General features: G+C 52.9%; 26 protein-coding genes. 25 read left to right on the top strand and 1 reads right to left on the bottom strand.

The genetic code is table 11. From position 1 onward, the window contains the following. Positions 1-477: 477 nt before the first annotated feature. From rpmH to ACTVIM_RS17175, 12 genes are all read left to right on the top strand, one after another. Positions 478-612 carry a 50S ribosomal protein L34 gene (rpmH, locus tag ACTVIM_RS17230; protein WP_020961658.1) on the top strand — a complete coding sequence of 45 codons (135 nt, stop codon included), beginning with the start codon at positions 478-480 and terminating at the stop codon, positions 610-612. Between the two features lie 84 nt (positions 613-696). Next, a complete protein-coding gene (rnpA, locus tag ACTVIM_RS17225) occupies positions 697-1,062 on the top strand; it encodes a ribonuclease P protein component (RefSeq protein ID WP_033017858.1) in 366 nt (121 codons plus the stop codon). 73 nt (positions 1,063-1,135) lie between these two features. Further along, positions 1,136-1,900 carry a YidC family membrane integrase SpoIIIJ gene (gene spoIIIJ, locus ACTVIM_RS17220; protein WP_445613307.1) on the top strand — a complete coding sequence of 255 codons (765 nt, stop codon included), beginning with the start codon at positions 1,136-1,138 and terminating at the stop codon, positions 1,898-1,900. Beyond that, on the top strand, positions 1,897-2,553 hold the full coding sequence (gene jag, locus ACTVIM_RS17215; protein WP_033017861.1) for an RNA-binding cell elongation regulator Jag/EloR: 657 nt from the start codon (positions 1,897-1,899) through the stop codon (positions 2,551-2,553). The genes spoIIIJ and jag overlap by 4 nt, the downstream gene beginning before the upstream one ends. Positions 2,554-2,784: 231 nt before the next feature. Further along, entirely contained in the window at positions 2,785-4,173 is a 1,389-nt protein-coding gene (mnmE, locus tag ACTVIM_RS17210; RefSeq protein ID WP_445613306.1) for a tRNA uridine-5-carboxymethylaminomethyl(34) synthesis GTPase MnmE, read from the top strand. A gap of 16 nt (positions 4,174-4,189) precedes the next feature. Then, entirely contained in the window at positions 4,190-6,079 is a 1,890-nt protein-coding gene (mnmG, locus tag ACTVIM_RS17205) for a tRNA uridine-5-carboxymethylaminomethyl(34) synthesis enzyme MnmG (RefSeq protein WP_033017864.1), read from the top strand. 22 nt (positions 6,080-6,101) lie between these two features. Then, the gene (gene rsmG / locus ACTVIM_RS17200; RefSeq protein ID WP_033017899.1) at positions 6,102-6,818 is read left to right on the top strand and encodes a 16S rRNA (guanine(527)-N(7))-methyltransferase RsmG; all 717 of its coding nucleotides are present in this window, start codon (positions 6,102-6,104) and stop codon (positions 6,816-6,818) included. Between the two features lie 135 nt (positions 6,819-6,953). Continuing rightward, positions 6,954-7,799: a nucleoid occlusion protein gene (gene noc / locus ACTVIM_RS17195; protein ID WP_033017865.1), complete on the top strand. Its 846-nt coding sequence runs from the start codon at positions 6,954-6,956 to the stop codon at positions 7,797-7,799. Positions 7,800-7,925: 126 nt separating this feature from the next. Beyond that, complete coding sequence (locus ACTVIM_RS17190; protein WP_033017866.1) at positions 7,926-8,687, top strand: ParA family protein; 762 nt, start codon at positions 7,926-7,928, stop codon at positions 8,685-8,687. Continuing rightward, positions 8,680-9,549 carry a ParB/RepB/Spo0J family partition protein gene (locus tag ACTVIM_RS17185; protein WP_144976916.1) on the top strand — a complete coding sequence of 290 codons (870 nt, stop codon included), beginning with the start codon at positions 8,680-8,682 and terminating at the stop codon, positions 9,547-9,549. Before ACTVIM_RS17190 ends, ACTVIM_RS17185 begins: the two co-directional genes overlap by 8 nt. 45 nt (positions 9,550-9,594) lie before the next feature. After that, positions 9,595-10,293 carry a DUF554 domain-containing protein gene (locus ACTVIM_RS17180; protein WP_033017869.1) on the top strand — a complete coding sequence of 233 codons (699 nt, stop codon included), beginning with the start codon at positions 9,595-9,597 and terminating at the stop codon, positions 10,291-10,293. Continuing rightward, the gene (locus tag ACTVIM_RS17175; RefSeq protein WP_445614385.1) at positions 10,253-10,675 is read left to right on the top strand and encodes a hypothetical protein; all 423 of its coding nucleotides are present in this window, start codon (positions 10,253-10,255) and stop codon (positions 10,673-10,675) included. Before ACTVIM_RS17180 ends, ACTVIM_RS17175 begins: the two co-directional genes overlap by 41 nt. Positions 10,676-10,687: 12 nt before the next feature. Here the strand turns inward: ACTVIM_RS17175 and yyaC are convergent, their stop codons facing one another. Further along, positions 10,688-11,311: a spore protease YyaC gene (gene yyaC / locus ACTVIM_RS17170; protein WP_033842769.1), complete on the bottom strand. Its 624-nt coding sequence runs from the start codon at positions 11,309-11,311 to the stop codon at positions 10,688-10,690. Positions 11,312-11,523: 212 nt separating this feature from the next. On the opposite strand from yyaC, the gene ACTVIM_RS17165 reads away from it, so the two are divergent. The 13 genes from ACTVIM_RS17165 to yycF all read left to right on the top strand — a co-directional run bounded on the left by ACTVIM_RS17165 (position 11,524) and on the right by yycF (position 25,290). Beyond that, a complete protein-coding gene (locus ACTVIM_RS17165) occupies positions 11,524-12,405 on the top strand; it encodes a mechanosensitive ion channel family protein (protein WP_445614383.1) in 882 nt (293 codons plus the stop codon). Between the two features lie 18 nt (positions 12,406-12,423). Beyond that, positions 12,424-12,621, top strand: coding sequence for a DUF951 domain-containing protein (locus ACTVIM_RS17160; RefSeq protein ID WP_033017872.1), 198 nt, complete (start codon positions 12,424-12,426; stop codon positions 12,619-12,621). Positions 12,622-12,677: 56 nt separating this feature from the next. Further along, entirely contained in the window at positions 12,678-14,732 is a 2,055-nt protein-coding gene (locus ACTVIM_RS17155) for a molybdopterin-dependent oxidoreductase (RefSeq protein ID WP_445613305.1), read from the top strand. Positions 14,733-15,155: 423 nt separating this feature from the next. Then, the gene (gene ychF, locus ACTVIM_RS17150) at positions 15,156-16,256 is read left to right on the top strand and encodes a redox-regulated ATPase YchF (protein WP_445613304.1); all 1,101 of its coding nucleotides are present in this window, start codon (positions 15,156-15,158) and stop codon (positions 16,254-16,256) included. Positions 16,257-16,588: 332 nt separating this feature from the next. Beyond that, positions 16,589-16,876, top strand: a complete 288-nt coding sequence (gene rpsF, locus ACTVIM_RS17145; RefSeq protein ID WP_033017874.1) for a 30S ribosomal protein S6 — start codon at positions 16,589-16,591, stop codon at positions 16,874-16,876. A gap of 29 nt (positions 16,877-16,905) precedes the next feature. Next, complete coding sequence (ssb, locus tag ACTVIM_RS17140) at positions 16,906-17,400, top strand: single-stranded DNA-binding protein (protein WP_144976894.1); 495 nt, start codon at positions 16,906-16,908, stop codon at positions 17,398-17,400. A gap of 336 nt (positions 17,401-17,736) precedes the next feature. After that, positions 17,737-17,973, top strand: coding sequence for a 30S ribosomal protein S18 (gene rpsR, locus ACTVIM_RS17135; protein WP_008880812.1), 237 nt, complete (start codon positions 17,737-17,739; stop codon positions 17,971-17,973). Positions 17,974-18,041: 68 nt separating this feature from the next. Further along, positions 18,042-18,968, top strand: coding sequence for a YybS family protein (locus ACTVIM_RS17130; protein ID WP_445613303.1), 927 nt, complete (start codon positions 18,042-18,044; stop codon positions 18,966-18,968). A gap of 47 nt (positions 18,969-19,015) precedes the next feature. After that, positions 19,016-20,989 (top strand): DHH family phosphoesterase, encoded by a 1,974-nt coding sequence (locus ACTVIM_RS17125; protein WP_445613302.1) that lies wholly within the window; start codon positions 19,016-19,018, stop codon positions 20,987-20,989. Next, a complete protein-coding gene (gene rplI, locus ACTVIM_RS17120) occupies positions 20,986-21,435 on the top strand; it encodes a 50S ribosomal protein L9 (RefSeq protein WP_033842777.1) in 450 nt (149 codons plus the stop codon). Before ACTVIM_RS17125 ends, rplI begins: the two co-directional genes overlap by 4 nt. 105 nt (positions 21,436-21,540) lie before the next feature. After that, positions 21,541-22,905, top strand: coding sequence for a replicative DNA helicase (dnaB, locus tag ACTVIM_RS17115; RefSeq protein ID WP_033017901.1), 1,365 nt, complete (start codon positions 21,541-21,543; stop codon positions 22,903-22,905). Positions 22,906-23,094: 189 nt separating this feature from the next. After that, positions 23,095-24,381 (top strand): adenylosuccinate synthase, encoded by a 1,287-nt coding sequence (locus tag ACTVIM_RS17110; protein ID WP_033017903.1) that lies wholly within the window; start codon positions 23,095-23,097, stop codon positions 24,379-24,381. Between the two features lie 195 nt (positions 24,382-24,576). After that, positions 24,577-25,290, top strand: coding sequence for a response regulator YycF (yycF, locus tag ACTVIM_RS17105; RefSeq protein ID WP_445613301.1), 714 nt, complete (start codon positions 24,577-24,579; stop codon positions 25,288-25,290). Positions 25,291-25,296: the final 6 nt, after the last annotated feature.

Below are 25,296 nucleotides of genomic sequence, written 5' to 3'. Positions count from 1 at the left end.
CCGTTGCCCCTCCCTTGGTTAGCGGATGATCATTTGGTTAAAAAAATAAGTTTGTGGAAAAAACAATATTAAGGAAAAAAGGCGGCTTTTCGACAAAATCCACCACCTGTGGACAAAACGATCAACAGTCTGTGAAAAATACTATCCACAACCTATCCACAGAATGTGGATATCTTTCTTTATCCACACAGTTGTCCATAGTGAAAACACAATAATAATAGCAAATAAAACAAGTTGTTGCAACGGCTTTTTTGCTTATCCACAAAACGGACAGACTGTGCAAATTTCGTTATCCACACGGGTGAAGATGTGAAAAAAATGTCGATAAATGTTGTGAATTGTTACTTTGGTGGCGAAATTTTATCCACATCGTTGCGTCGAAGGAGCGAAACAAAGAGGCAGTTGACATTTGCTGAGATTGTTCAATATAATGAGAAAGACTGCCCGTAACAGTTATTCCCTAGGGAGGTGTCATAGATGAAACGGACGTACCAACCAAATAGACGGAAACGCAGCAAAGTGCACGGATTTCGCGCCCGCATGAGCACGAAAAACGGGAGAAAAGTGCTGGCGCGCCGCCGCCGCAAAGGAAGAAAAGTATTGTCTGCATAATAGGCCACTGAAGTTTCAGTGGTCTTTTTTCTCACGTGGTGATTGGTCGCCTGGAAATGAGGGCAAATGGAGTGTTTACGGAAAATGAAAAAAAAGCATCGAATCAAAAAAAACGATGAATTCCAAGAAGTGTTTCAGCGAGGGGTTTCGACAGCCAACCGCCAGTTTGTTGTCTACACGCTTGACCGCCCGGGGCAGCCTTATTTCCGCATTGGGCTTTCCGTAAGCAAAAAGCTGGGCAAGGCCGTCACCCGAAACCGGATCAAGCGCTACATCCGCCAATGTTTCCTCGAGTTGAAAGAGGAAATCGTCCCCGGCAAGGACTATGTCGTCATCGCTAGACAGCCCGTTTCAGAGATGAGTTACACGGAAGTGAAAAAAAGTTTCATTCATGTGCTTAGGAAAGCTGGCGCGCTGAAAAATGGGACAAAGTCGCGGCCCTCGGTTTGACACGATGCCCCATCTAGCCAAAAAAGATGGTAAAATACAGACGTGAACTCGTACATATGGGAGGAAAAAGAAGGTGAAAAGGCGAATTGTATGGATAGTCTTAGGTTGTGCATTGATGGCTGTCTTGGCGGGGTGCACGGAAATCAACAAACCGATCACTCCGGAGAGCAAAGGGTTTTGGAATGAGTATATCGTTTATCCGCTTTCTTGGCTGATCAAACATGTCGCCGGGTTGCTTGGTGGAAGCTTTGGGTTGTCGATCATCGTCGTCACGGTGTTGATTCGCTTGTTGATTTTGCCGCTGATGATCCAGCAGACGCGCAATGCCAAGGCCATGCAAGCGCTTCAGCCTGAGATGGAGGCGCTGCGCAAAAAATACAGCTCGAAAGACGCCCAAACCCAGCAAAAACTCCAGCAAGAGATGATGCTTTTGTTCCAAAAGCACGGCGTCAACCCGATGGCTGGTTGCCTTCCTATTTTGATTCAAATGCCGATTTTAATCGGTTTCTATCACGCCATCATGCGAACGAGAGAGATTGCGCAGCACAATTTTCTCTGGTTTGACCTTGGCGAAAAAGACCCGTACTATATTTTGCCGGTCATCGCCGGGGTGACGACGTTCATTCAGCAAAAAATCATGATGGCTGGCTCCGCTCAGCAAAATCCGCAAATGGCGATGATGCTTTGGGTGATGCCGATCATGATCGTCATTTTTGCCATCAATTTTCCAGCTGCTTTGTCGCTTTACTGGGTCGTCGGAAATCTTTTCTCTATTGTGCAAACGTATTTCATTAAAGGGCCGAACGTTTCTGCCCATTCAGGAGGAGCGAAAAAGTGAAAGAAGTCACCGCGACTGCGGCAACGGCCGAAGAGGCGGTGCGGTTGGCGCTTGCCCAGCTCGGTGCACCTCGGGAGCGCGTCGACATCGTCGTGCTTGATGAAGGAAAAAGAGGCTGGTTCGGCTTGTTTGGCGGCCGTCCGGCAGTGGTGAAGGCGGTGTTGAAGGTCGATCCCATCGAGGAAGCGGTGCGCTTTCTCGAACGGGTGATGGCGCAGATGGGAGCGGAAGGGGCAAGCATTGAAGTTGTGCGGCGCGGCAAACAAGCGACGCTTCACGTTCACGGGGGACCGGTCGGACTGCTGATCGGCAAACATGGACAAACGTTGAATGCGCTCCAGTTTTTGGCGCAGCTCGTCGCCAACCGCTATGCCGATGAATATGTGTCCATTGTCGTCGATGTTGAACATTACCGAGAGCGGAGAGAAAAAGCGCTCATCGAGCTCGCGAACAAGCTGGCGGCTCAGGTGGTGAAAACGGGGAAGGAAATCCGGCTCGAACCGCTGCCGGCGCATGAGCGAAAAATTATTCACGCCGCGCTGGCCCGCCATAAGCGGGTCTCCACTTATTCGGTCGGGGTCGATCCGCATCGATCAATCGTCGTGGCCCCGGCGATGGAAACGAAAGCGCCGACGAAAGAGGCCCCTCTCTGAATGAGGAGAGGAAGGCCTTTTTTTGTTGTCGTGGTGGCGCTGGCAGCGGAAAGGATGGTTTGAAACAAAACCGCGGCCGCACATATGGTCTTTTTTCAACATGAGCATGCCATATTGTTATTCACATGTGGATAAGTTAAAATTGAACTGAGCAACGATGCACACGCAAAGCGACAGCGGAAACGGGCTGTGGATATAGAAAAGACAGGGAAAAAGCGAGGTGAACGAGCCATGACAGAATTTGATACGATTGCCGCCATTTCGACGCCGATGGGAGAAGGAGCGATCGCGATCGTCCGATTGAGCGGCGATGAGGCGGTGGAGATCGCCGACCGGCTCTTTCGCAGTCCGAGCGGGAAACGGCTCAAAGAGGTCCCGACGCATACGATCCATTATGGGCATATCGTCGATCCGAAGAGCGGCCAAATCGTTGAAGAGGTGATGGTGTCGGTGATGCGGGCCCCCAAGACGTTCACCCGTGAAGATGTCGTGGAGATTAACTGCCATGGCGGGTTTGTTTCCGTCAACCGGGTGCTGCGGTTGGCGCTGGCTAATGGGGCGCGCCTTGCTGAACCGGGGGAGTTTACGAAGCGGGCGTTTTTAAACGGGCGCATCGACTTATCCCAAGCGGAGGCAGTCATCGACTTGATCCGCGCCAAAACGGATCGCGCCATGAACGTTGCTTTGCAGCAAATGGAAGGGCGGTTGTCGAAATTAATCGGCGAATTGCGGCAGACCATTTTAGAAACGTTGGCGCACGTTGAAGTCAACATCGACTATCCAGAATACGATGATGTCGAAGAGATGACGCCGCGCCTGCTCAAAGAAAAGGCGCAATATGTGCGCGGACAGATTGAAAAACTGCTGTCGACCGCCAATCAAGGGAAAATTTTGCGCGAAGGCTTGGCAACGGTCATTATCGGGCGGCCGAACGTCGGAAAATCATCGCTGTTAAATGCGCTCGCCCATGAAAACCGGGCGATCGTCACCGACATTCCAGGGACAACGCGCGATGTGATTGAAGAATATGTCAACGTCCGCGGCGTACCGCTCCGCTTGATTGATACGGCCGGCATTCGCGAAACGGAAGATGTCGTGGAGCGAATCGGTGTTGAGCGTTCGCGGCAAATGCTGAAGCGGGCTGATTTCGTTTTGCTCGTTCTGAACAACCATGAGCCGCTGACGGAAGAGGATGAGCGGCTGTTTGCGATGATTGAAGGGATGGACGCGATCATCATCGTCAACAAAACCGATTTGCCGAGACGAATGGATATGGAACGGGTCGAGAAATTGGCGGCCGGCCGACCGATCGTGACGGCTTCATTGCTTCATGAACAGGGAATCGATGAATTGGAAAAAGCCATCGCCGATCTGTTTTTCGGCGGCGAACTTGAGGCGGGCGACTTGACCTATGTATCAAACTCCCGCCATATCGCGCTGCTTGAACAAGCGAAGCAGGCGGTCGATGATGCGCTTTCCGGCATTGACGCCGGCATGCCGGTCGATCTTGTTCAAATCGATTTGCGCCGGGCGTGGGAGCTGCTTGGCGAAATCGTTGGCGATACAGTGCACGAAAGTTTGATTGATCAGCTGTTTGCCCAATTTTGTTTAGGAAAATAAGCAAGGAGGAAACGAAATGGAGTATCACGGAGGAACGTATGACGTCATCGTCATCGGCGCCGGCCATGCTGGCTGCGAAGCGGCGCTTGCTTCGGCGCGCATCGGGGCAAAAACGCTCGTCATTACGCTCAACCTCGATATGATTGCGTTTATGCCGTGCAACCCGTCGATCGGCGGCCCGGCGAAAGGGATCGTCGTGCGCGAAATCGACGCTCTCGGCGGGGAAATGGCGAAAAACATTGACAAAACGTATATCCAGATGAGGATGTTAAACACGGGCAAAGGTCCGGCTGTCCGCGCGCTGCGGGCCCAGGCTGACAAAGTGCTGTACCAGCGGGAAATGAAGAAAACGCTCGAAAATCAGGAAAATTTGACGTTGCTGCAAGGGAAAGTCGAGCGGCTCATCGTTGAAGACGGCGTCTGCAAAGGCGTCATCACCCAAACGGGCGCTCATTATTACGCGAAGGCCGTCGTCATCACAACCGGGACGTTTTTGCGCGGAGAAATTATTATTGGTGACATTAAATACTCAAGCGGACCGAACAACCAGCAGCCGTCGATCAAGCTGTCCGAGCATTTAGAAGAGCTTGGGTTCGAGCTCGTCCGCTTCAAAACGGGCACGCCGCCGCGCGTCAACAGCCGGACGATCGACTACAGCAAAACAGAAATTCAGCCGGGCGACGAAGAGCCGCGGGCGTTTTCGTACGAGACGACAACTTACATCACCGATCAGCTGCCGTGCTGGCTGACGTACACGACAGAGGAAACGCACCGCATCATTGATGAAAATTTGCATTTGTCGCCGATGTACTCCGGCATGATCAAAGGAACCGGGCCGCGCTATTGCCCGTCGATCGAAGATAAAGTCGTCCGGTTCCACGACAAGCCGCGCCATCAAATTTTCCTCGAGCCGGAAGGGCGGGAAACGGAAGAAGTCTACGTGCAAGGGCTGTCGACAAGCTTGCCGGAACATATCCAGCGCAAGCTGCTTGAGACGATCCCAGGGCTCGAGAAAGCGCAGCTCATGCGGGCCGGCTATGCGATCGAGTACGATGCCATCGTGCCGACACAGCTTTGGCCGACGTTGGAAACAAAGCTGGTGAAAAATTTGTACACCGCCGGGCAAATTAACGGCACATCCGGCTACGAAGAAGCGGCGGGGCAAGGCATCATGGCCGGCATTAACGCCGCCCACCGCGCGCTCGGCCGCGAGGAAATCATTTTAAGCCGCTCGGACGCTTATATTGGCGTCTTGATCGACGACTTGGTGACAAAAGGGACAAACGAGCCGTACCGCCTGCTCACGTCGCGCGCCGAATATCGGCTGTTGCTCCGCCACGACAACGCCGATTTGCGCCTCACTGAGCTCGGGTATCGGATCGGCCTGATTTCCGAAGAGAGATACCGAGCATTTTTGGCAAAAAAAGAGGCGATCGAACGGGAGAAAAAACGGCTGCAAACGGTCATCATGAAACCCACGCCAGAGGTGCAGGAAGTCATCCGCCAGGCGGGCGGAAGCGAGCTGAAAGACGGGATTCGCGCCGCTGATTTGCTCAGGCGTCCGGAGATGACGTACGAGCACATCCAAAAACTGGCGCCTTCCGATGAAGAGATCGCTAAAGAAGTGGCGGAACAAGTCGAAATTCAAATCAAATATGAAGGTTACATTCAAAAATCGCTGCAAGAAGTCGAGCGGCTCAAAAAAATGGAAAACAAAAAAATCCCGGAAGATATCGACTACGACGCCATCCAAGGTCTGGCGACCGAAGCGCGGCAAAAACTGAAACAAGTGCGCCCGCTCTCAATCGCCCAAGCGTCGCGCATTTCCGGCGTCAATCCGGCCGATATTTCGATCTTATTAGTGTATTTGGAACAAGGAAGAATCGCGCGCGTGTCGAATGAATAAACATGAGGGAAAGGATTGGCTTATGGAGGCGACACAATTTCAAGCCATGCTTGAAGAGAGGGGGATTTCCCTCTCTTCCCAAGCGCTTGCGCAGTTTGAGCGCTATTACGAACTGCTCGTCGAATGGAACGAGAAAATGAATTTGACCGCTATTACAGACAAGCCCGGTGTCTATGTGAAACATTTTTTTGACTCGGTTTCCCCCGCCTTTTACTACGATTTTTCCGCGCCGCTTTCGCTGTGCGATGTCGGCGCTGGAGCGGGGTTTCCAAGCATTCCGCTCAAAATTTGCTTTCCGCATCTGCGCGTTTCGATCGTCGATTCGTTGCAAAAGCGCATTCGTTTTTTGGACCATCTCGTCGCCGCGCTGCAACTTGAGGGAGTGGCGCTCTATCATGATCGGGCCGAGACGTTCGCTCGTCAAAAGGGAATGCGCGAATCGTTTGACGTTGTCACGGCTAGGGCGGTAGCGCGCATGCCGGTGCTTGCCGAACTTTGTCTTCCGCTTGTCAAAGTTGGAGGCACATTGATCGCCATGAAGGCTGCTTCGGCGCCTGAAGAATTGAAAGAGGGAAAAAAGGCGATCGCGGTGCTCGGCGGGGAAGTCGCGGCGGCGGAAACGTTCGCGTTGCCGTTTGCGGAGGGGGAGCGGACCATCATTTTCATTCATAAAACGAAAAAGACGCCGGCCCAATATCCGCGCAAGCCAGGAACGCCGAGCAAGCAGCCCATTCAGTAGCCGGCCGCGGACACGGCGCAAAGGCGGCTCCGTCGTCCCGTGTCTCATGACGGGGAAACAGCTAGGGAGAAGGTCGCGCGTGCCGGGTGGCAAAGAGAGCGTTTTGCTAAGTACGTCCAAAGGTGGTGTAGGGGGATGAAGCATCCATTTTCGCGCTTGTTCAGTTTTGGAGAGAGAGAGCTGGAAGAAGCGGGGGAAAAACAAGAGAGGGAAGAAGTTCGCCACATTCCGGTCGAAAGCATTATCCCGAACCGCTTTCAGCCGCGCACGATGTTTGATGAAGAAAAAATCAATGAATTGGCGTTGACGATTCGCACGCACGGCATCATCCAGCCGATCGTCGTCCGCGAATGCGGAAACGGACAGTTTGAAATCATCGCCGGCGAACGGAGATGGAGGGCGGTGCAAAAGCTCGGCTGGACGGAAATCCCGGCGATCATCAAAAACTTAAATGACAAAGAAACCGCCTCCGTCGCCCTCATTGAAAACTTGCAGCGTGAAGAGTTGACACCGATTGAAGAGGCGATGGCGTACGCTAGGCTCATCGAACTGCACGATTTGACGCAAGAAGCGCTCGCCCAGCGGCTTGGCAAAGGGCAGTCGACGATTGCCAACAAGCTGCGTCTGCTCAAACTTCCGCAGGAAGTTCAAGAAGCGCTGTTGCAGCGGGCGATTACGGAGCGTCATGCGCGCGCCCTAATTGCGTTGAAAGACAAAGAAAAACAGCTGAAGTTGCTGCAGGAAATCATCGACAAGCAACTGAACGTCAAGCAGACGGAAGACCGGGTCGTCAAGCTGCTTGAAGCGCGGGAACAAAAGCCGAAGCCAAAGCGCAAGGCGTTCAGCCGCGATATGCGCATCGCCATTAATACGATTCGCCAGTCGCTTTCGATGGTGGAAAATAGCGGGGTGTCCGTTCAATCGGAAGAGGAAGAATTGGACGATTACTATCAAATTACGATTCGCATCGCCAAAAAATAATCAACTGGTCATCGTTTGCCTCATCACGCGCGGCTGATGGGGTTTTTTCTTTCAGAAAACAAAGTCATTTTCCTTTTTTCATGATAAAATAAAGTTTATGAGGAAGAGATAGAGGTAGGTGGCATCGTGGGCAAAGTCATTGCTATTGCAAACCAGAAAGGTGGCGTCGGAAAAACAACGACAGCGGTCAACTTGTCAGCTTGTCTCGCCCATCTCGGAAAAAAAGTGCTGTTGGTTGACGCCGATCCGCAAGGAAATGCGACAAGCGGCATCGGTATTGAACGGGGAGATGTCGACGAATGCATTTATAACGTCATCATCGGTGACATGAAGGCGAAAGACGTCATTCGGCCGACAGACATCGAAAATTTATACGTCATTCCAGCAACGATCCAGCTGGCTGGTGCGGAAATTGAGCTCGTTTCCGTTATCTCTCGCGAAATTCGGTTGCGAAACGCGCTCGCACCGCTAAAAGACAAGTATGACTTTATCATTATTGACTGTCCTCCTTCGCTCGGGTTGCTGACGCTGAATGCGTTGACGGCGGCCGATTCTGTCCTTATCCCGGTCCAATGCGAATATTACGCGCTGGAAGGGCTCAGCCAGCTGCTCAATACGATCCGGCTTGTGCAGCGGCATTTAAACTACGATTTGCGCCTTGAAGGCGTGTTGCTGACCATGCTCGATGCACGAACGAATTTAGGCCTTCAAGTCATTCAAGAAGTGAAAAAATATTTCCGCGAAAAAGTGTACGAGACGATCATCCCGCGAAACGTGCGGCTGAGTGAGGCGCCAAGCCATGGCAAACCGATTATTTTGTACGATGTCAAGTCGAGGGGGGCCGAAGTGTATTTGGATTTAGCGAAGGAGGTGCTTGAACGTGGCTAGAGGGCTTGGCAAAGGCATCGGCGCGCTGTTTGACAACTTTCCGCTCAACGGAATGGACGGAAACGAAGAAACTGTGCGGGAAGTCAGCATTCACGATCTTCGGCCGAATCCGTACCAGCCGCGGAAAACGTTTCAACCCGAGGCGATCGAGGAGCTGAAGCAATCGATTTTGCAGCATGGTATTTTGCAGCCGCTCATCGTCCGGCGCGCACCGAAAGGGTTTGAAATCGTTGTCGGCGAACGGCGCTACCGGGCGGCGAAAGAGGCGAATTTGTCGTCAGTGCCAGTGGTAGTTCGCGAATTGACCGACGAGCAAATGATGGAGTTTGCCCTTCTCGAAAACTTGCAGCGTGAAGACTTGAACCCGATCGAAGAAGCGATGGCGTATAAAATGTTGATGGACAAGCTGCACTTGACCCAAGAGGAAGTCGCCAGCCGCGTCGGGAAAAGCCGCCCGCACATCGCCAATCATTTGCGTTTGTTGTCCCTCCCTTCCGATGTGCAAAAACTGCTCATCGATGGCACTCTTTCGATGGGGCATGGCCGCGCGCTTTTGGGGCTGAAGCAAAAAAGCAAAATGAAACCGATTGTGGAACGGGTGATTCGCGAAGGACTGAACGTCCGCCAGCTGGAAAAGCTGATTCAGCAGGCCAATGCCGATGTTCCACGTGAAACATTGAAGCGAAAAAAGCAAGAAAAAAGCGTGTTTCTTCGCGAAAGCGAATCATTGCTGCGCGAAAAATTCGGAACGAACGTCACCATTAAACAAACGAAAAAACGCGGAAAAATCGAAATTGAATTTTTTTCTCCGGAAGATTTAGAGAGAATATTAGAACTGCTCGATGTGCGGTTTGATGAGTAGGCCGATGATCGAGGATGTTCAATTCGTTGGAAAGAGTGGTTCATCATGGTATTGCTAGGGACGATCGTCAATGGACTGAGCATTGTAGCTGGAGCATTGATCGGCAAGGCGTTTCGCCGCATCCCCGACCGCGTCAAAGAAACGGTGATGGGAGGAATCGGACTGGCTGTGGCGCTTCTTGGCGTGCAGATGGGGATGAAAAGCGAGCAGGTTCTTGTTGTCATCATTAGCCTTGTGTTTGGCGGCATTCTCGGAGAGTGGTGGGACTGGGAGGAAAAGCTGAACCGGCTCGGCCGATGGCTCGAGAAAAAAGTGGGCGGGAACGGGGGAAGCATCGCCCAAGGATTTGTGAGCGCGACGTTATTGTTTGTCATCGGCGCGATGGCCATTGTCGGGGCGCTGGACAGCGGGTTGCGCGGCGACCATAGCGTCCTCTACACAAAATCGATTTTAGATGGGTTCGCCAGCGTCATTTTGACGACGACGCTTGGCATCGGTGTCATATTTTCCGCGCTGCCGGTGATGGTTTACGAGGGCAGCATCGCGTTATTGGCGACGCAAATCGAGCGGTTTGTGCCAAAGAGCGTGCTCGATTCCTTTATCGCCGAGTCGACAGCGACCGGAGGGATTTTGATTATGGCGATCGGTCTCAATATGCTCGGGGTAACGAACATTCGGGTGGCGAATTTGCTGCCGAGCATTGTTGTCACGGCGGGCGCTGTTTTTCTTCTTTCGTTCTGGTAGTGGGACGGCAAGCCGCGTGCAACCCCCTCTTTCAACAGTTGAGACTGAGAAAGAGGGGGATTGGCCGTCCGCCATCGCCAATCATGAGGAGTCCGGTGATTGTCGTGGATACGGCTTTGCCATCTCATTTCTCAACGAGAAAAACCTTGTTGCATCGGTCTTGCTTTTCACGCGCTTTCCCATTGATGAAGGGAATCAGCGGTTTTTCACCGCCCTCTTTAGGAGGCTGGTGATTGACGCGCGCAACCGCTTCTCCGAATCGTTTCTCAAGTGGAAACGACTTGTTGCCTCAGCCTCTATGTTCGCGCGTTCCACTATCGATCAAGGCAAACAGCGATTTTTCACCAACCTTTTAGGCGAAGCGGTGCACGGGCTCCAATAGCGGACCCTTTTTTTACCACAACGACCGCCGATCTTTCGAAAGCGGAGGGGCGCCAAGCCGCTCCTTGCGAACGACGAACCGTTCTGCTTCGTAAATGCCGTTGGCAATGGTTTTGGCCATGTTCATGACCAAGTGAAGGCGCGTATTTTGCAGGACAAAAAATTCCATAAATCCGCTGACATTGACTACCCCAGCAATATGGGCGTCCCCGACGGGAAGCAGCTGTTTATTGACTCCAGCCCCGGGGCGAACCGGCCCTTTGGCAACGGTGATGGCGCCGACGCTTTTCAGCCGACCAAGGCAGGCGTCCACCGCGATCATGAACGGTTCATCGTGAGTCAGTCGAATCGCCTCCACTTTTTCCTCAAGATTGACGGCGTGAATCGGCTCCTCGAGTGTTCCGTATACATGAAAGCGGGATAACGGCTTTTCTTTCAACATCGTGCCCACTAACGGTCCGAGCGAATCGCCCGTCGATCGATCGGTGCCGATGCAAACGATGGCGACCGGCTGGACGAGCGGATCCGGAAGCAGCGCGGCGATCCGCCAAGCGATCAATGATACCGCCCCTGGCTCATCGTAAAAAATGCGGTCTCTTTCCTCCTTGGAAGAGAAAAAAATCGATGGTATGCTCATTCCTTTCACTCCTACTTTCCATCCAAAAGTATTAACAGTATACGGAAAATAAAAGAATGATATACGTTTCTTCCCCTATTTTCCCGCTCTTGTTCTCAAGTGATGCGGATGGCGAAAACATCGGGCTACCAATCGATGGCCTGTCTTGTTAAAATAAAAAGCGCAGAACGAAGAAGATCGAGGTGTTGTCAACGTTGAAAACGATCGAGAAAATGGTCGATGAACTGTTGGCGTTTTTGACCGATGAAACGCTGTGGCTGGAGATAGGAAAAGGGGCGCTGAAGATCGTTTTGATTTTCCTCGTGTGCGCCGTGGCCGTGAAATTGTTAAAAGTGGCTGTCCATAATATGTTTCGCGTGCGGCAAAAGGCGCCGATCCGCATTTCCGAACGGAGGGAGGCGACGCTTGTTCGCCTGCTCGACAATGTCATTACGTATGTACTATATTTTATTGCGCTCTTAATGATTTTAGATACATTTGGTGTTCCGGTGAAAGGATTGCTTGCTGGGGCCGGGGTCGTTGGATTAGCGGTCGGCTTCGGGGCGCAAAGCTTAGTCAAAGATGTCATTACCGGATTTTTCATTATTTTTGAGGATCAGTTTGCTGTCGGTGACTATGTGCGCATCGGCAACTTTGAAGGATACGTGGAAGAAATCGGGTTGCGGGTGACAAAAATTAAAAGCTGGACGGGAGAAGTGCACATTTTGCCCAACGGCAGCATTATCGAAGTGACGAACTTTTCGTTGCATAACAGCTTGGCTGTTGTCGATGTCAGCATTGCCTATGAAGAAGATATTGAAGAGGCGGAACAAGCGATCCGCGAGCTTCTTCCGCAGCTGCCGGAGAAATACGAAGATATGGCCGCCGCACCGGAGTTGCTCGGCGTGCAAAACGTCACCGGCGCGGAAGTGGTCCTCCGCATTACGTGCGAAACGAAGCCGATGCGTCATGTAGCGGTGGCTCGCGCGATTCGCAAAGAAGTCAAAAAGCTTCTTGATGAACGCGGCATTGATATTCCGTATCCTCGGCTTGTGCTGCATCGCCGCGGCGGGGAGGAACAGCTGGACGCCAAGCCGCAAAAACAACAGCTGTGATCGCGAGGAGGTGGACAGATGGAAGAAAAAGAATTTGGTCTTTATGATATCGTGGAAATGAAAAAACCGCATCCGTGCGGGACGAACCGATGGAAAGTGATTCGTCTAGGCGCTGACATTCGCATTAAATGTGAGGGCTGCGCTCACAGTGTGTTGCTGCCGCGGAAGGAATTTGTCCGCAAAATGAAAAAAGTGCTTGTCAAGCATGAAGAATAACCGAACGGGACTGGGGAAATTTCCATTCTAGCGGTGGGCGAGGGGGAAGAAAGGCGATGGGGACGACGCATGTGACTTCATGTCCGCTCAATTGTTGGGACGTATGTGGGTTGAAGGTGACGGTCGACGGGGGAAAAGTCGTCCGTGTAGACGGCGATGAACAGCATCCGATCACCAAAGGAACGATTTGCGGACGCGGCCGGATGTTGAAAGAACGGGTGAACGCCAACGGGCGCCTCCGCTATCCGCTAAAAAAGGCAAACGGCCGGTTTGTTCGCATTTCTTGGGAAGAGGCGCTCGATGACATTGCCGAAAACATGCAGCGATTAAAAGACCGGTTTGGTCCGACGGCGGTGCTTCACAGCCATGATTATGCCAACAATGGACTGCTCAAACATTTGGACGAGCGCTTTTTCAACTGCTATGGCGGCGTGACCGAGCTTGTCGGCAGCCTTTGCTGGGGAGCGGGCATTGAGGCGCAAAAATGGGATTTTGGCAACGCCTACAGCCATGCGCCGGAAGATATCGACAACAGCCGTCATATCGTCATTTGGGGGCGAAATGTCGCCCGCACCAACATCCATTTGTTTGAACGGCTCTTGGCGGCAAAAAAGCGCGGCGCGACAATCGTTGTGATCGATCCGCTGTTTGGTCCGACCGCGCGCATCGCCGACCATTACATCTGCATTAAGCCGGGAACGGACGCTTTTTTGGCGATGGGGGTCATGAAAGAGCTGCTCCGTCTCGGGCTCGAAGACCGTGCCTTTATTGAGCACCATACGGTTGGGTTTGCCGACGTCGAGCAAGTATTGCAGACGATTTCGCTTGCGGAAATCGAGCAATATACCGGTGTGAGCCGCCATACTGCGACGGAATTGGCCCGGATTTACAGCGACCGTCCGACCGCCACGTACCTTGGGCTTGGCATGCAGCGTTATGCCAATGGCGGGAACACGATTCGCTGGATTGACGCCCTTGTCGCCGCCAGCGGCAATGTCGGCATTCCAGGCGGAGGGGCGAATTTTGGCAACTTGCAAGTGAGCGAATGGTTTGATCGGGCTGCGCTCACCCTTCCCGAGCGGAAAACGGCATCGCGCGCATGGACGATGATGAAGCAGGCGGAGGAAATGTTGCGGGCGAACGATCCGCCGATTGGGATGGTGATCGTCACTTGTGGCAACCCGCTTGCCCAAGTGCCGAACACGAATTTGGTGAAAAAGGCGTTCGCCTCGGCGGAAACGGTTGTTGTGTTTGAGCAGTTCATGACCGATACGGCAGCTGTGGCGGATTACGTGCTTCCGGTGGCCGCTTCGTTTGAAGAGGAAGATGTCTACTGTTCATCTATGTATCACGCGTATGTCAACTATGGCCCGAAGCTTGTGGAGCCGCCCGGTGAAGCGAAGCCTGATTTGTGGATTTGGACGGAGCTCGCCAAACGTCTCGGCTTTGGCGAGGCGTTTGCCTATACGCGCGAGCAGTTTCTAAACATGGCGCTCCGTCCGCTGGAGCGGCACGGCATTACGCTGGAGCGGCTGCGCGCCGAACACCGCGTTCTTTTGCCGGTTGAGCCGGTGCCATGGCGCCATCGCCGCTTTCAAACACCGAGCGGCAAATATGAGTTTACATCCAGCATCGCCCGTCAAAAAGGAATGGACGGCCGGCTAACGATCATGCATCCAGCCGAATCAGCGGAAACGAATCCGCTGCTGGCGGCCAAGTATCCATACCGGTTGCTGACGATTCATCCGCTTCGCTCCAATCATTCGCAACATTACCCGTTGCTTCCGGCGCTCCAAACCGTGCGCATCGAAGTGTCGGCCGATATTGCGGCGGAAAAAGGGCTTGCCGATGGTGACCGCGCCCGTGTTTACAATGGTCGCGGGTCGCTTGTCGGGACGGTCCGTGTGCTCGAACGGGCCCATCCGGGAACGATCAACATTGACGAAGGGCAGTGGGGGGCATTCGGAGGGCCGGTCAACGTGCTCACCCCCGATTTGGAGTCGGACAACGGTTGCGGCAGCACGCTGTATGACTGCTTGGTCAACATTGAAAAATGGGCGCCGCGGGAAGAAGGCAGGGCCGTGGCGGATTGGCAAACGACGCTAACCTGACTGGAAGGAGGCCGCGAACGCCGCCGGCCGGGCTGCGACTGTTTTTCATACGGAACCCCGCGTTTGCCAAGGGCGAATCCGGCTCTCTACATGTCCCACGATGCTCAATAGGATGATGTGGGTGGAGTTTTCATAGAACTTTCAACGCTACCTAGCCAAGGGGTTGTTTGGATCAGTGATGGGTCTCCCGCTGCGACAAGAACTTGATCCACTTCTGACGTGTCGTTTGTTTGGATCAATGATGGGGTTCCCGACCATCCGTTTTCCTTTTCGAGTTTCGGCCGTGACGGCCGATGAAGGCGCGTGTCGGCGGCCTTTGAAAAGCGCCTGTACGCCGGCTGTCCCTTTTAGCCGCGCTTGTCATTTTTCACGCCAGCCCATATAATGAGGGAAGATGCGAACGGGAAAAGAGGAGTGGAATCCATGGGATTGACAGCAGGAATCGTCGGTTTGCCCAACGTCGGCAAATCGACGTTGTTTAACGCTATTACGAAAGCCGGAGCCGAGTCGGCGAACTATCCGTTTTGTACGATTGAGCCAAACGTTGGGGTGGTTGAAGTGCCCGATGAGCGGCTTCGAGTATTAACTGACATGTTTCAGCCGAAGCGGACGGTGCCGACCGTGTTTGAATTCACGGATATTGCGGGCATTGTCAAAGGGGCAAGCAAAGGAGAAGGGCTTGGCAATAAGTTTTTGTCCCATATCCGCCAAGTCGATGCCATTTGCCAAGTCGTGCGCTGTTTCAGCGATGAAAACATTACGCACGTGGCCGGCCAAGTCGATCCGCTCGCCGATATCGAAACGATCAATTTGGAGCTTGTGTTGGCCGATTTAGAGACGGTTGACAAACGAATCGAGCGGGTCGGCAAAATCGCCAAGCAAAAAGATAAAGAGGCGGCGTTTGAGCACGGGATTTTGCTGCGATTGAAAGAAACGCTCGAAGCCGGCAAACCGGCGCGCACACTCGAATTCTCTGAGGAAGAGATGAAAGTCGTCAAGCAGCTGCACTTGTTGACGATCAAACCGATGCTGTATGTCGCCAATGTTGGCGAGGAAGACGTCGCCGATCCTGACGGCAATCCGTTTGTCAAGGACGTGCGCGAGTTTGCGAAGCGCGACAACGCGGAAGTGATCGTCGTCTGCGCCAAAATTGAAGAGGAAATTGCCGAGTTCAGCGAGGAAGAAAAGCAGCAGTTTTTGCGGGAGCTCGGCATTGAGCAGTCCGGCCTTGACCAGCTGATTCACGCTTCTTACAGTTTGCTTGGGCTGGCGACGTTTTTCACTGCCGGTGAACAGGAAGTGCGGGCGTGGACGTTTCGAAAAGGGATGAAAGCGCCGCAATGCGCGGGCATCATCCATTCCGATTTTGAGCGCGGCTTCATCCGCGCCGAGACGGTTTCATACGATGACTTAGTCGCTGCCGGTTCCATGGCGGCAGCGCGCGAGGCGGGCAAGGTGCGGCTCGAAGGAAAAGACTATGAAGTGCAAGACGGCGACATTATTCATTTCCGATTCAACGTCTAGGAGGCTGATGAAAAACGGTCGTTTCTCTTGAGCAATGGGGGAATGTTTGAAAGGCGCTCCTGATGCGACAAGGCTTATCCATTTGAGAAACGGGTTTGATCAGCGGCTTGCCCCCTTAAATCACCGGCCTTCTAGCGTTTCGCATTCCCCCGAAAGAAGCAAGGCCGCTATGTTCAACCGAAATGAGGATGGCAAATGTTTGTGCCGCGCAAATGCGGCAAACTGCCTTGCTTATCGTTGTCCATCATGGTATAATCAACAAATGTGAGTAATGTTCATTGCTCCTTGCCCTTCAGCGGAAGGGCCGTTCAGACCAAAAGGAGGTGACGAGCGTGAGAAAATACGAAATTATGTACATCATCCGCCCGAACATGGACGATGAGGCGAGACAAGCTCTCGTCGAACGGTTCAACAACGTGTTGAAAGAAAACGGCGCGGAGATTACAAAGGTGACGGATTGGGGTAAGCGTCGCTTAGCCTATGAAATTCAAAAATACCGCGATGGCTATTATATGATCATCAACGTCACAGCGGAGCCGAAAGCGGTGCAGGAATTTGACCGTTTAGCGCGCATCAGCGAAGACATTATCCGTCATATCGTCGTCAAGGAAGACGAATAATTTTTTCTTTATGGCAAGAGGTGGTTCTGATGATTAACCGCGTCATTTTAGTCGGCAGGTTAACGAAAGATCCGGAGTTGCGCTACACTCCAAGCGGAGTGGCTGTTGCCACGTTCACGCTTGCCGTCAACCGGCCGTTTACAAACCAGCAAGGCGAACGGGAAACGGATTTTATTCAATGCGTCGTTTGGCGCCGCCAAGCGGAAAATGTGGCGAATTTCCTCAAAAAGGGGAGTTTGGCTGGAGTCGATGGCCGGCTGCAGACCCGCAGCTATGAAAATCAAGAAGGCCGGCGCGTCTATGTCACGGAAGTGGTGGCTGACAGCGTCCAATTTTTAGAGCCCAAAGGTGCGAGCGAGCAGCGAGGGGCAGCAGCAGGCGGCTACTACGGGGATCCATTCCCATTCGGACAAGATCAGAACCACCGATATCCGAACGACAAACAGGCGGGCCGCATCGATGAAGATCCTTTCGCCGATGACGGTCAGCCGATCGATATTTCCGATGACGATTTGCCGTTTTAACGTTATTTCTGACAGAAGTCTGCCACCTCAAGGAATGTGCACAGGGCAAAGCCTAATGAGTAGGTGGAAGAGGAATGTCGGCGATCGCCGACGGATGTGGTCATCGATTGTTCGAACGGACGCCTTCGGAGCGAAGGAAGGCGTAAAGGGGACTTGGGTGTGGCTTAGTTTGGCGAACACGCCCAAGTCGTTGGAAGCCTCCACCTCTAAGCGAAGCGTAGGTGGCGGGCAGTTCATCGTCTGAAAACACCGTCCTCCGCCCGAAAAATGGGAAGAGCGCTGATCGCATGGGCGGGCGGCGGTCCGGAAAGCGAAGAAAGAAAGGAGGAAATGGAAATGGCAGGACGGAAAGGCGGACGCGGCAAACGCCGCAAAGTATGCTACTTCACGGCGAATAACATTACGCATATCGACTACAAAGATGTCGATTTGCTGAAAAAGTTCATCTCTGAACGCGGAAAAATTTTGCCGCGCCGCGTAACGGGAACGAGCGCAAAATATCAACGCAAACTGACGGTAGCGATCAAGCGCGCGCGTCAAATGGCGCTCTTGCCGTACGTTGCGGATGAATGAGCCGGAAAAGGGCAGTAAGGGGAACCTTACTGCTTTTTTTATATCTGATCAAGAAAGGGGAACATTCCTTGCGAAACACGCATGTTCTCACCGAGGCGGCGATCGAGCTTGCGCTGTTTGCCGTTTTGTTTTTGTTTGCGCTGTACGTGCCGGTCGTCGGGATCGTTGCTACTCTGTTTTTGGCGCTTCCGTTTATGGTGTTCACGATGCGCCACGGATGGATTCCTGCTATGTTGCTGCTGGCGGCGGCCCTTGTCGTCTCCGGTTTGATCGGTTCGCTTTTGGCGCTGCCGATGGCGTTGATGTTCGGCACGTTTGGCATCGCGGTTGGCGCGCTGCTTTCCAAACAGAGAAACCGGTACGTTGTTCTTCTTGTCGGTACGTTTGTATTTTTGGTCAATATCGTCCTTGATTACATTATCTCGATTCAGTTTTTGCACGTCGATCTGATCCAAGATACGCTTGCGCTCGTGCGTGAATCGTTTGACACCGCGATGCGTCTCATGGAAGGGATAGGGCAAGCGCCATCTTTGGAGATGCAAAGGCAGATCGAACAAGGACTGAAGCTGATCGGCTATATGATTCCGACGCTGTTTGTCATCGCGGCGTTGGCGCTGGCGTACGTGACAATCATCGTCTCGCTGCCAGTGATGAAAAGGCTAAAGCTGCCGGTCGGTTCATGGCCGCCGTTTCGTGAGTTGACGTGGCCCAAAAGCGTGCTATGGATTTATGTTGTCGTCCTCCTTCTCTCCTTGTTTCCGCTGGAAGAAGGATCGTTTGCCTATATGGCGGTGCTAAATGTATCGTATGTGTTACACCTAGCCATGATCGTGCAAGGTTTTTCGTTTTTGTACGCTGTTGCCTACAAAAAAGGAATCGCCAAAGGCGTGGCGGTAGCGGGGACGGTCCTTTGCTTATTCCTGCCTTTTCTACTTTATCTTGTGGCGATATTCGGTATAATTGATTTAGGATTTGATTTGCGCCGCCGCATATGATAATTGGATAAGGTGAGTCATTTCTTCCGAAGTAGGAGCTGACTTGAATGCATTTTTATGAAAGGAAAGCGTATCGCTATCCGCTTTATGCGTTGGCCGCCATGGCGGTGCTAATGGCGATTGGCCTGTTTTATTTCCAATGGCTGATCGGGCTGGTCGCCCTTCTCGGCATTGGATTCGTCCTGTACAGCGTCATCTGGTCGCAGCGCTCTTTGTATCAAGAGCTGGAACATTATATTTCTAATTTATCGCACCGCGTTAAAAAAGTCGGAGAAGAAGCGCTCATGCAAATGCCGGTCGGCATTATGCTTGTGAATGAAGACGGCGAGATCGAATGGTCCAATCGCTTTCTGGCCGCCTGCTTCAAAGAGCAGACGTTAGTCGGCCGCTCTCTCGCTGAACTGTCCGAGCCATTGGCCGCTTTCGTCAAAAGAGGAAAAACGGACGAAGAGATCTTTGAGTTTCATGGAAAGCGGCTCAAGGTGCTCATTCGCCGCTCTGAACGGCTTCTTTACTTTTTTGATGTCACTGAGCATATGGAATTGAAGCAAAAATACGAGGCGGAACGCTTAGTGCTCGCCATTATTTTTCTCGACAATTATGATGAAATTACGCAAGGGATGGACGATCAAGCGAAAAGCCAACTGAACAGCCTCGTCACTTCTGTGCTGAATCGGTGGGCCAATGATTATGGCATCTTTTTAAAGCGGACATCGTCCGACCGGTTTATTGCGGTGTTGAATGAGCAGATCTTGAGCCGATTGGAAAAAAGCAAATTTTCCATCCTTGATGAAGTGAGAGAACAGACGGCGAAGCATCATGTTCAGCTGACGCTGAGCATCGGCATCGGCGCCGGTGTGTCTCCGCTTCCTGAACTTGGCGCGCTCGCGCAATCAAGCCTCGATTTGGCGCTTGGGCGCGGCGGCGACCAAGTGGCGATTAAGCAAGGAACCGGGAAAGTGAAATTTTACGGCGGCAAAACGAATCCGATGGAAAAACGGACGCGCGTCCGCGCCCGCGTCATCTCCCATGCGCTTCGCGAATTGATCGCCGAAAGCGACAAAGTGCTCATCATGGGCCACAAGTATCCGGATATGGACGCGCTTGGGGCGGCCATCGGCATTTTAAAAGTCGTTCAATCGAACCAAAAGGAAGGATTTATCGTCATTGACCCGGCGAAAACGGATGCCGGGGTGCAGCGGCTGCTTGAGGAAATGAAAAAGCAGGCCGATTTATGGTCAAGGTGCTTGAAGCCGGAGCAGGCGCTCGAGTTGGTGACAGAAGATACGCTGCTCATTGTCGTGGATACCCATCGACCGTCGCTTGTCATTGAGGAGCGGTTGCTATACCGCACCGACCACATTGTCATCATTGACCACCATCGCCGCGGGGAAGAGTTTATCGAGGCGCCGCTGCTCGTCTATATGGAGCCATACGCTTCCTCAACGTCCGAGCTCGTTACCGAACTCTTGGAGTATCAACCGCGGCGCATGAAGTTGTCGATGTTGGAAGCTACCGCTTTGCTTGCCGGCATCGTTGTCGATACAAAAAGCTTTACGCTCCGCACCGGCTCGCGGACGTTTGACGCCGCCTCATACTTGCGCTCTCAGGGAGCGGACACGGTGCTCGTGCAAAAGCTGCTGCGGGAAAGCGTCGCCAATTACGTCAAACGCGCCAAACTGATTGAACGGGCCACCATCGATGAGCACGGCATTGCCATTGCCAGTGGGGACGAACATGAGGTGCATGATCAAGTGTTGATCGCGCAAACGGCTGACACGCTCCTGACATTGAGCGGTGTCGTCGCTTCGTTCGTCATTTCCAAGCGGGCGGATGGAACGGTCGGCATCAGCGCCCGCTCGCTTGGCGATGTCAATGTGCAATTGATCATGGAGCGGCTCGGCGGAGGCGGGCATTTAACGAACGCTGCCGCCCAGCTGTCTGACGCGACGGTCGAAGAGGCGGAGCGGCAGCTGCGTGAGGCGATTCATGACTATTTTGAGGGGGGGAAGCCATCATGAAAGTCATTTTTCTAAAAGATGTGAAAGGAAAAGGGAAAAAAGGCGAAATCAAAGACGTGGCTGACGGTTATGCGAACAACTTTTTGTTCAAACAAGGACTCGCTATTGAAGCGACCCCGGCCAATATTAAAGCGCTCGAAGCACAAAAGCAAAAAGAGCGTCGCCAGGCTGCGGAAGAGCTGGCCAATGCCAAAAAACTGAAAGAAACGCTCGAAAAACTGACGGTGGAAATCGCGGCGAAAGCGGGCGAGGGCGGCCGCTTGTTTGGCTCGATCACAAGCAAACAGATCGTCGAGGCGCTTTACGATCAACATGGCGTAAAGCTTGATAAGCGGAAAATGGAACTTGCTGACGCCATTCGTTCTCTCGGTTATACGAATGTGCCAGTAAGGCTTCATCCGGAAGTGACAGCCACGTTGAAAGTGCACGTCACCGAGCAAAAATAACAGCTGTTGTCGGATGCCCCCGCCCGCTGCGGCGGGGTTCCTTGCTTCTCAGCTTTAAAGGTTTGGCGTGGAATGAAAAACACGGGGGAAAAGGTGGTGAAACCGATGAGCGAACTGTTTTCCGAACGAATTCCTCCGCAAAGCATCGAAGCCGAGCAGGCTGTGCTTGGCGCCGTATTTTTGGATCCTACCGCACTGACGCTCGCCTCCGAACGACTGATTCCCGAAGATTTTTACCGTGTGGCACACCAAAAAATTTTTCATGCCATGCTCCGGGTGGCCGATAAAGGCGAGCCGGTTGATTTAGTGACGGTGACGGCGGAACTCGCCGCCTCCGAGCAGCTTGAGGAAGTGGGTGGCGTTTCGTATTTAAGCGAGCTGGCGGATTCGGTGCCGACGGCGGCCAACGTCGAATATTACGCCCGCATTGTTGAAGAGAAATCGGTGCTTCGCCGCCTCATCCGCACGGCGACATCGATCGCCCAAGACGGATACACCCGCGAAGATGAGATTGACATCCTGCTCGACGAGGCGGAACGAAAAATTATGGAAGTTTCCCAACGGAAACATTCCGGTGGTTTTAAAACGATTCGCGATATTCTCGTTCAGACCTATGACAATATTGAAATGCTCCACAATCGGAACGGGGATATCACCGGCATCCCGACGGGGTTTACCGAACTGGACCGGATGACGTCCGGTTTTCAGCGCAGCGATTTGATTATCGTCGCTGCCCGGCCGTCAGTTGGAAAAACCGCGTTTGCCTTGAATATCGCGCAAAATGTCGCAACGAAAACAAACGAAAACGTGGCGATTTTCAGCTTGGAAATGAGCGCCCAGCAGCTTGTGATGCGGATGCTTTGCGCCGAAGGCAACATCAACGCACAAAGCTTGCGCACGGGCAAGCTGACGCCGGAAGATTGGGGCAAGTTGACGATGGCGATGGGCAGCTTATCCAATGCCGGCATTTACATCGACGATACGCCGAGCATCCGCGTCAGCGACATTCGCGCCAAATGCCGTCGACTGAAACAAGAAAGCGGCCTTGGCATGATTGTCATTGACTATTTGCAGCTCATTCAAGGAAGCGGACGCAATCGGGAAAATCGCCAACAGGAAGTATCGGAAATTTCCCGTTCGTTAAAGGCGCTCGCCCGTGAACTTGAGGTGCCGATCATCGCCTTGTCGCAGCTGTCGCGGAGCGTAGAGCAGCGCCAAGATAAGCGGCCGATGATGTCCGATATTCGCGAATCGGGAAGCATTGAGCAGGATGCGGATATTGTCGCCTTTTTGTATCGCGACGACTACTATAACAAAGATTCAGAGCATAAAAACATCATTGAAATCATCATCGCCAAACAGCGGAACGGTCCGGTTGGGACCGTGCAGCTCGCCTTTATTAAAGAGTACAACAAATTTGTCAACTTAGAACGCCGCTTCGATGAGGCGCACATTCCGCCCGGAGCGTAACGGTGTGCAACCGGCGGTTGCCTCTGATTCTGCCGTGCCTGCGCAACGTCGCCTTGTCGATGCCTCCAGTGAATCATTGACGAATAAAACAAGATAAGGATGTTTTGAATGTTCGTGTTTCATTGACTTTGCGGCTGAAAACTGATACACTGACAATGTTCAGACCGAGGAAAACTGGAGGTGCTCGCCATGTCGTCAGTCGTTGTTGTCGGCACGCAATGGGGCGATGAAGGGAAAGGAAAAATTACGGATTTTTTATCGGAAAACGCAGAGGTCATTGCCCGATACCAAGGGGGAAACAACGCCGGGCACACGATCGTGTTCAATGGAGAGAAGTATAAGCTGCATTTGATCCCATCGGGCATTTTCTATAAAGATAAAATTTGCGTCATCGGCAACGGGATGGTCGTCGACCCGAAGGCGCTCGTCGCCGAGCTTTCGTACTTGCACGAGCGCGGCGTTGCGACCGACAACTTGCGCATCAGCAACCGCGCCCACGTCATTTTGCCGTACCACTTGAAGCTGGACGAGCTGGAAGAAGAGCGGAAAGGTGCGAACAAAATCGGCACGACGAAAAAAGGAATCGGGCCGGCATACATGGACAAAGCGGCCCGGGTTGGCATCCGCATCGTTGACTTGCTTGACCGCGAGGTGTTTGCCGAAAAGTTGGCTCGCAATTTGGAAGAGAAAAACGTGCTGTTTGAAAAGGTATACGGAGTGGAAGGCTTCCGGCTGGAAGACATTTTCGAACAATACTACGAGTACGGCCAACAAATCGCTACGTACGTCTGCGATACCTCGGTCGTATTGAACAACGCCTTGGATGAAGGGCGCCGCGTCTTGTTTGAAGGGGCGCAAGGTGTCATGCTCGATATCGACCAAGGCACCTATCCGTTTGTCACATCGTCGAACCCGGTCGCCGGCGGGGTGACGATCGGTGCCGGCGTCGGCCCGACGAAGATCAAACATGTCGTTGGAGTGGCAAAAGCGTACACGACGCGCGTCGGCGATGGGCCGTTTCCGACGGAATTGCATGATGAAATCGGCGATCGCATTCGCGAAGTCGGCCGCGAGTACGGGACGACGACCGGTCGGCCGCGCCGCGTCGGCTGGTTTGACAGCGTCGTCGTCCGCCATGCCCGCCGGGTGAGCGGCATTACCGACTTGTCGCTCAACTCGATCGACGTGTTGACCGGCATCGAAACGTTGAAAATTTGCGTTGCCTATCGTTACCGCGGCCAAGTGCTTGAAGAGTTTCCTGCAAGCTTAAAAGTGTTGGCCGAATGCGAACCAATTTATGAGGAGCTGCCTGGTTGGACAGAGGATATTACCGGCGTGAAAAGCCTTGATGAACTGCCGGCGAACGCCCGCCATTACGTCGAGCGCATTTCCCAGCTCACCGGCATTCCGCTTTCGATTTTCTCCGTCGGTCCGGATCGCTCGCAAACGAATGTCGTTCGCAGCGTCTACGCGTAAACAGCGGCAGCAGACCATAGGAAAAACAGGCATAGATGCATGGCGTCTATGCCTGTTTCGTCATTGGGCGGCAAAACGACAGCGCAATTTCGCTCGACTCCTCAAAATGGCAGCCGGCAACGGATGATTTCATGGTCATAACATGGTAAATTAGTAATGATAGCATTCCATCGCAAAAGGAAGGATGTGTGCGAGATGGAAAAACGCATTTTAGTCGTCGACGATGAAAAACCGATTGCCGATATTTTGCAATTTAACTTGCAAAAAGAAGGATATGAAGTCATTTGCGCCTACGACGGCGAAGAGGCGCTGCAAAAAGTCGAAGAAACGATGCCGGACTTGATTTTATTGGATATTATGCTGCCGTTAAAAGACGGCATGGAAGTTTGTCGCGAAGTGCGGAAAAAATACGACATGCCGATTATTATACTGACGGCGAAAGATTCCGAGATTGATAAAGTGCTCGGGTTGGAGCTCGGCGCGGACGATTATGTGACCAAGCCGTTCAGCACACGCGAGCTCCTCGCGCGGGTGAAGGCGAACTTGCGCCGTCATGCGCAAACAGCCGCGCAAGAAGGAGAGGGAAGCGAAACGAATGAAATTGCCATCGGCCCGCTCGTCATTCGCCCGGACGCCTATGTCGTACAGAAGCGGGGCGAAACGATCGAACTGACCCATCGCGAATTTGAGCTTCTCCACTATTTAGCCAGACACATTGGACAAGTCATGACGCGCGAACATCTGCTGCAAACGGTCTGGGGTTACGACTATTACGGCGATGTGCGCACGGTCGATGTGACGGTAAGGCGGTTGCGGGAAAAAATTGAAGACAATCCATCCCATCCGAATTGGATCGTCACCCGCCGCGGGGTCGGTTACTATTTGCGCAACCCGGAACAGGAGTCATGAACGAAC

The sequence above is a fragment of the Geobacillus sp. YF-1 genome, from assembly GCF_052692335.1.
This window is presented reverse-complemented; position numbering and strand designations above follow the sequence as displayed.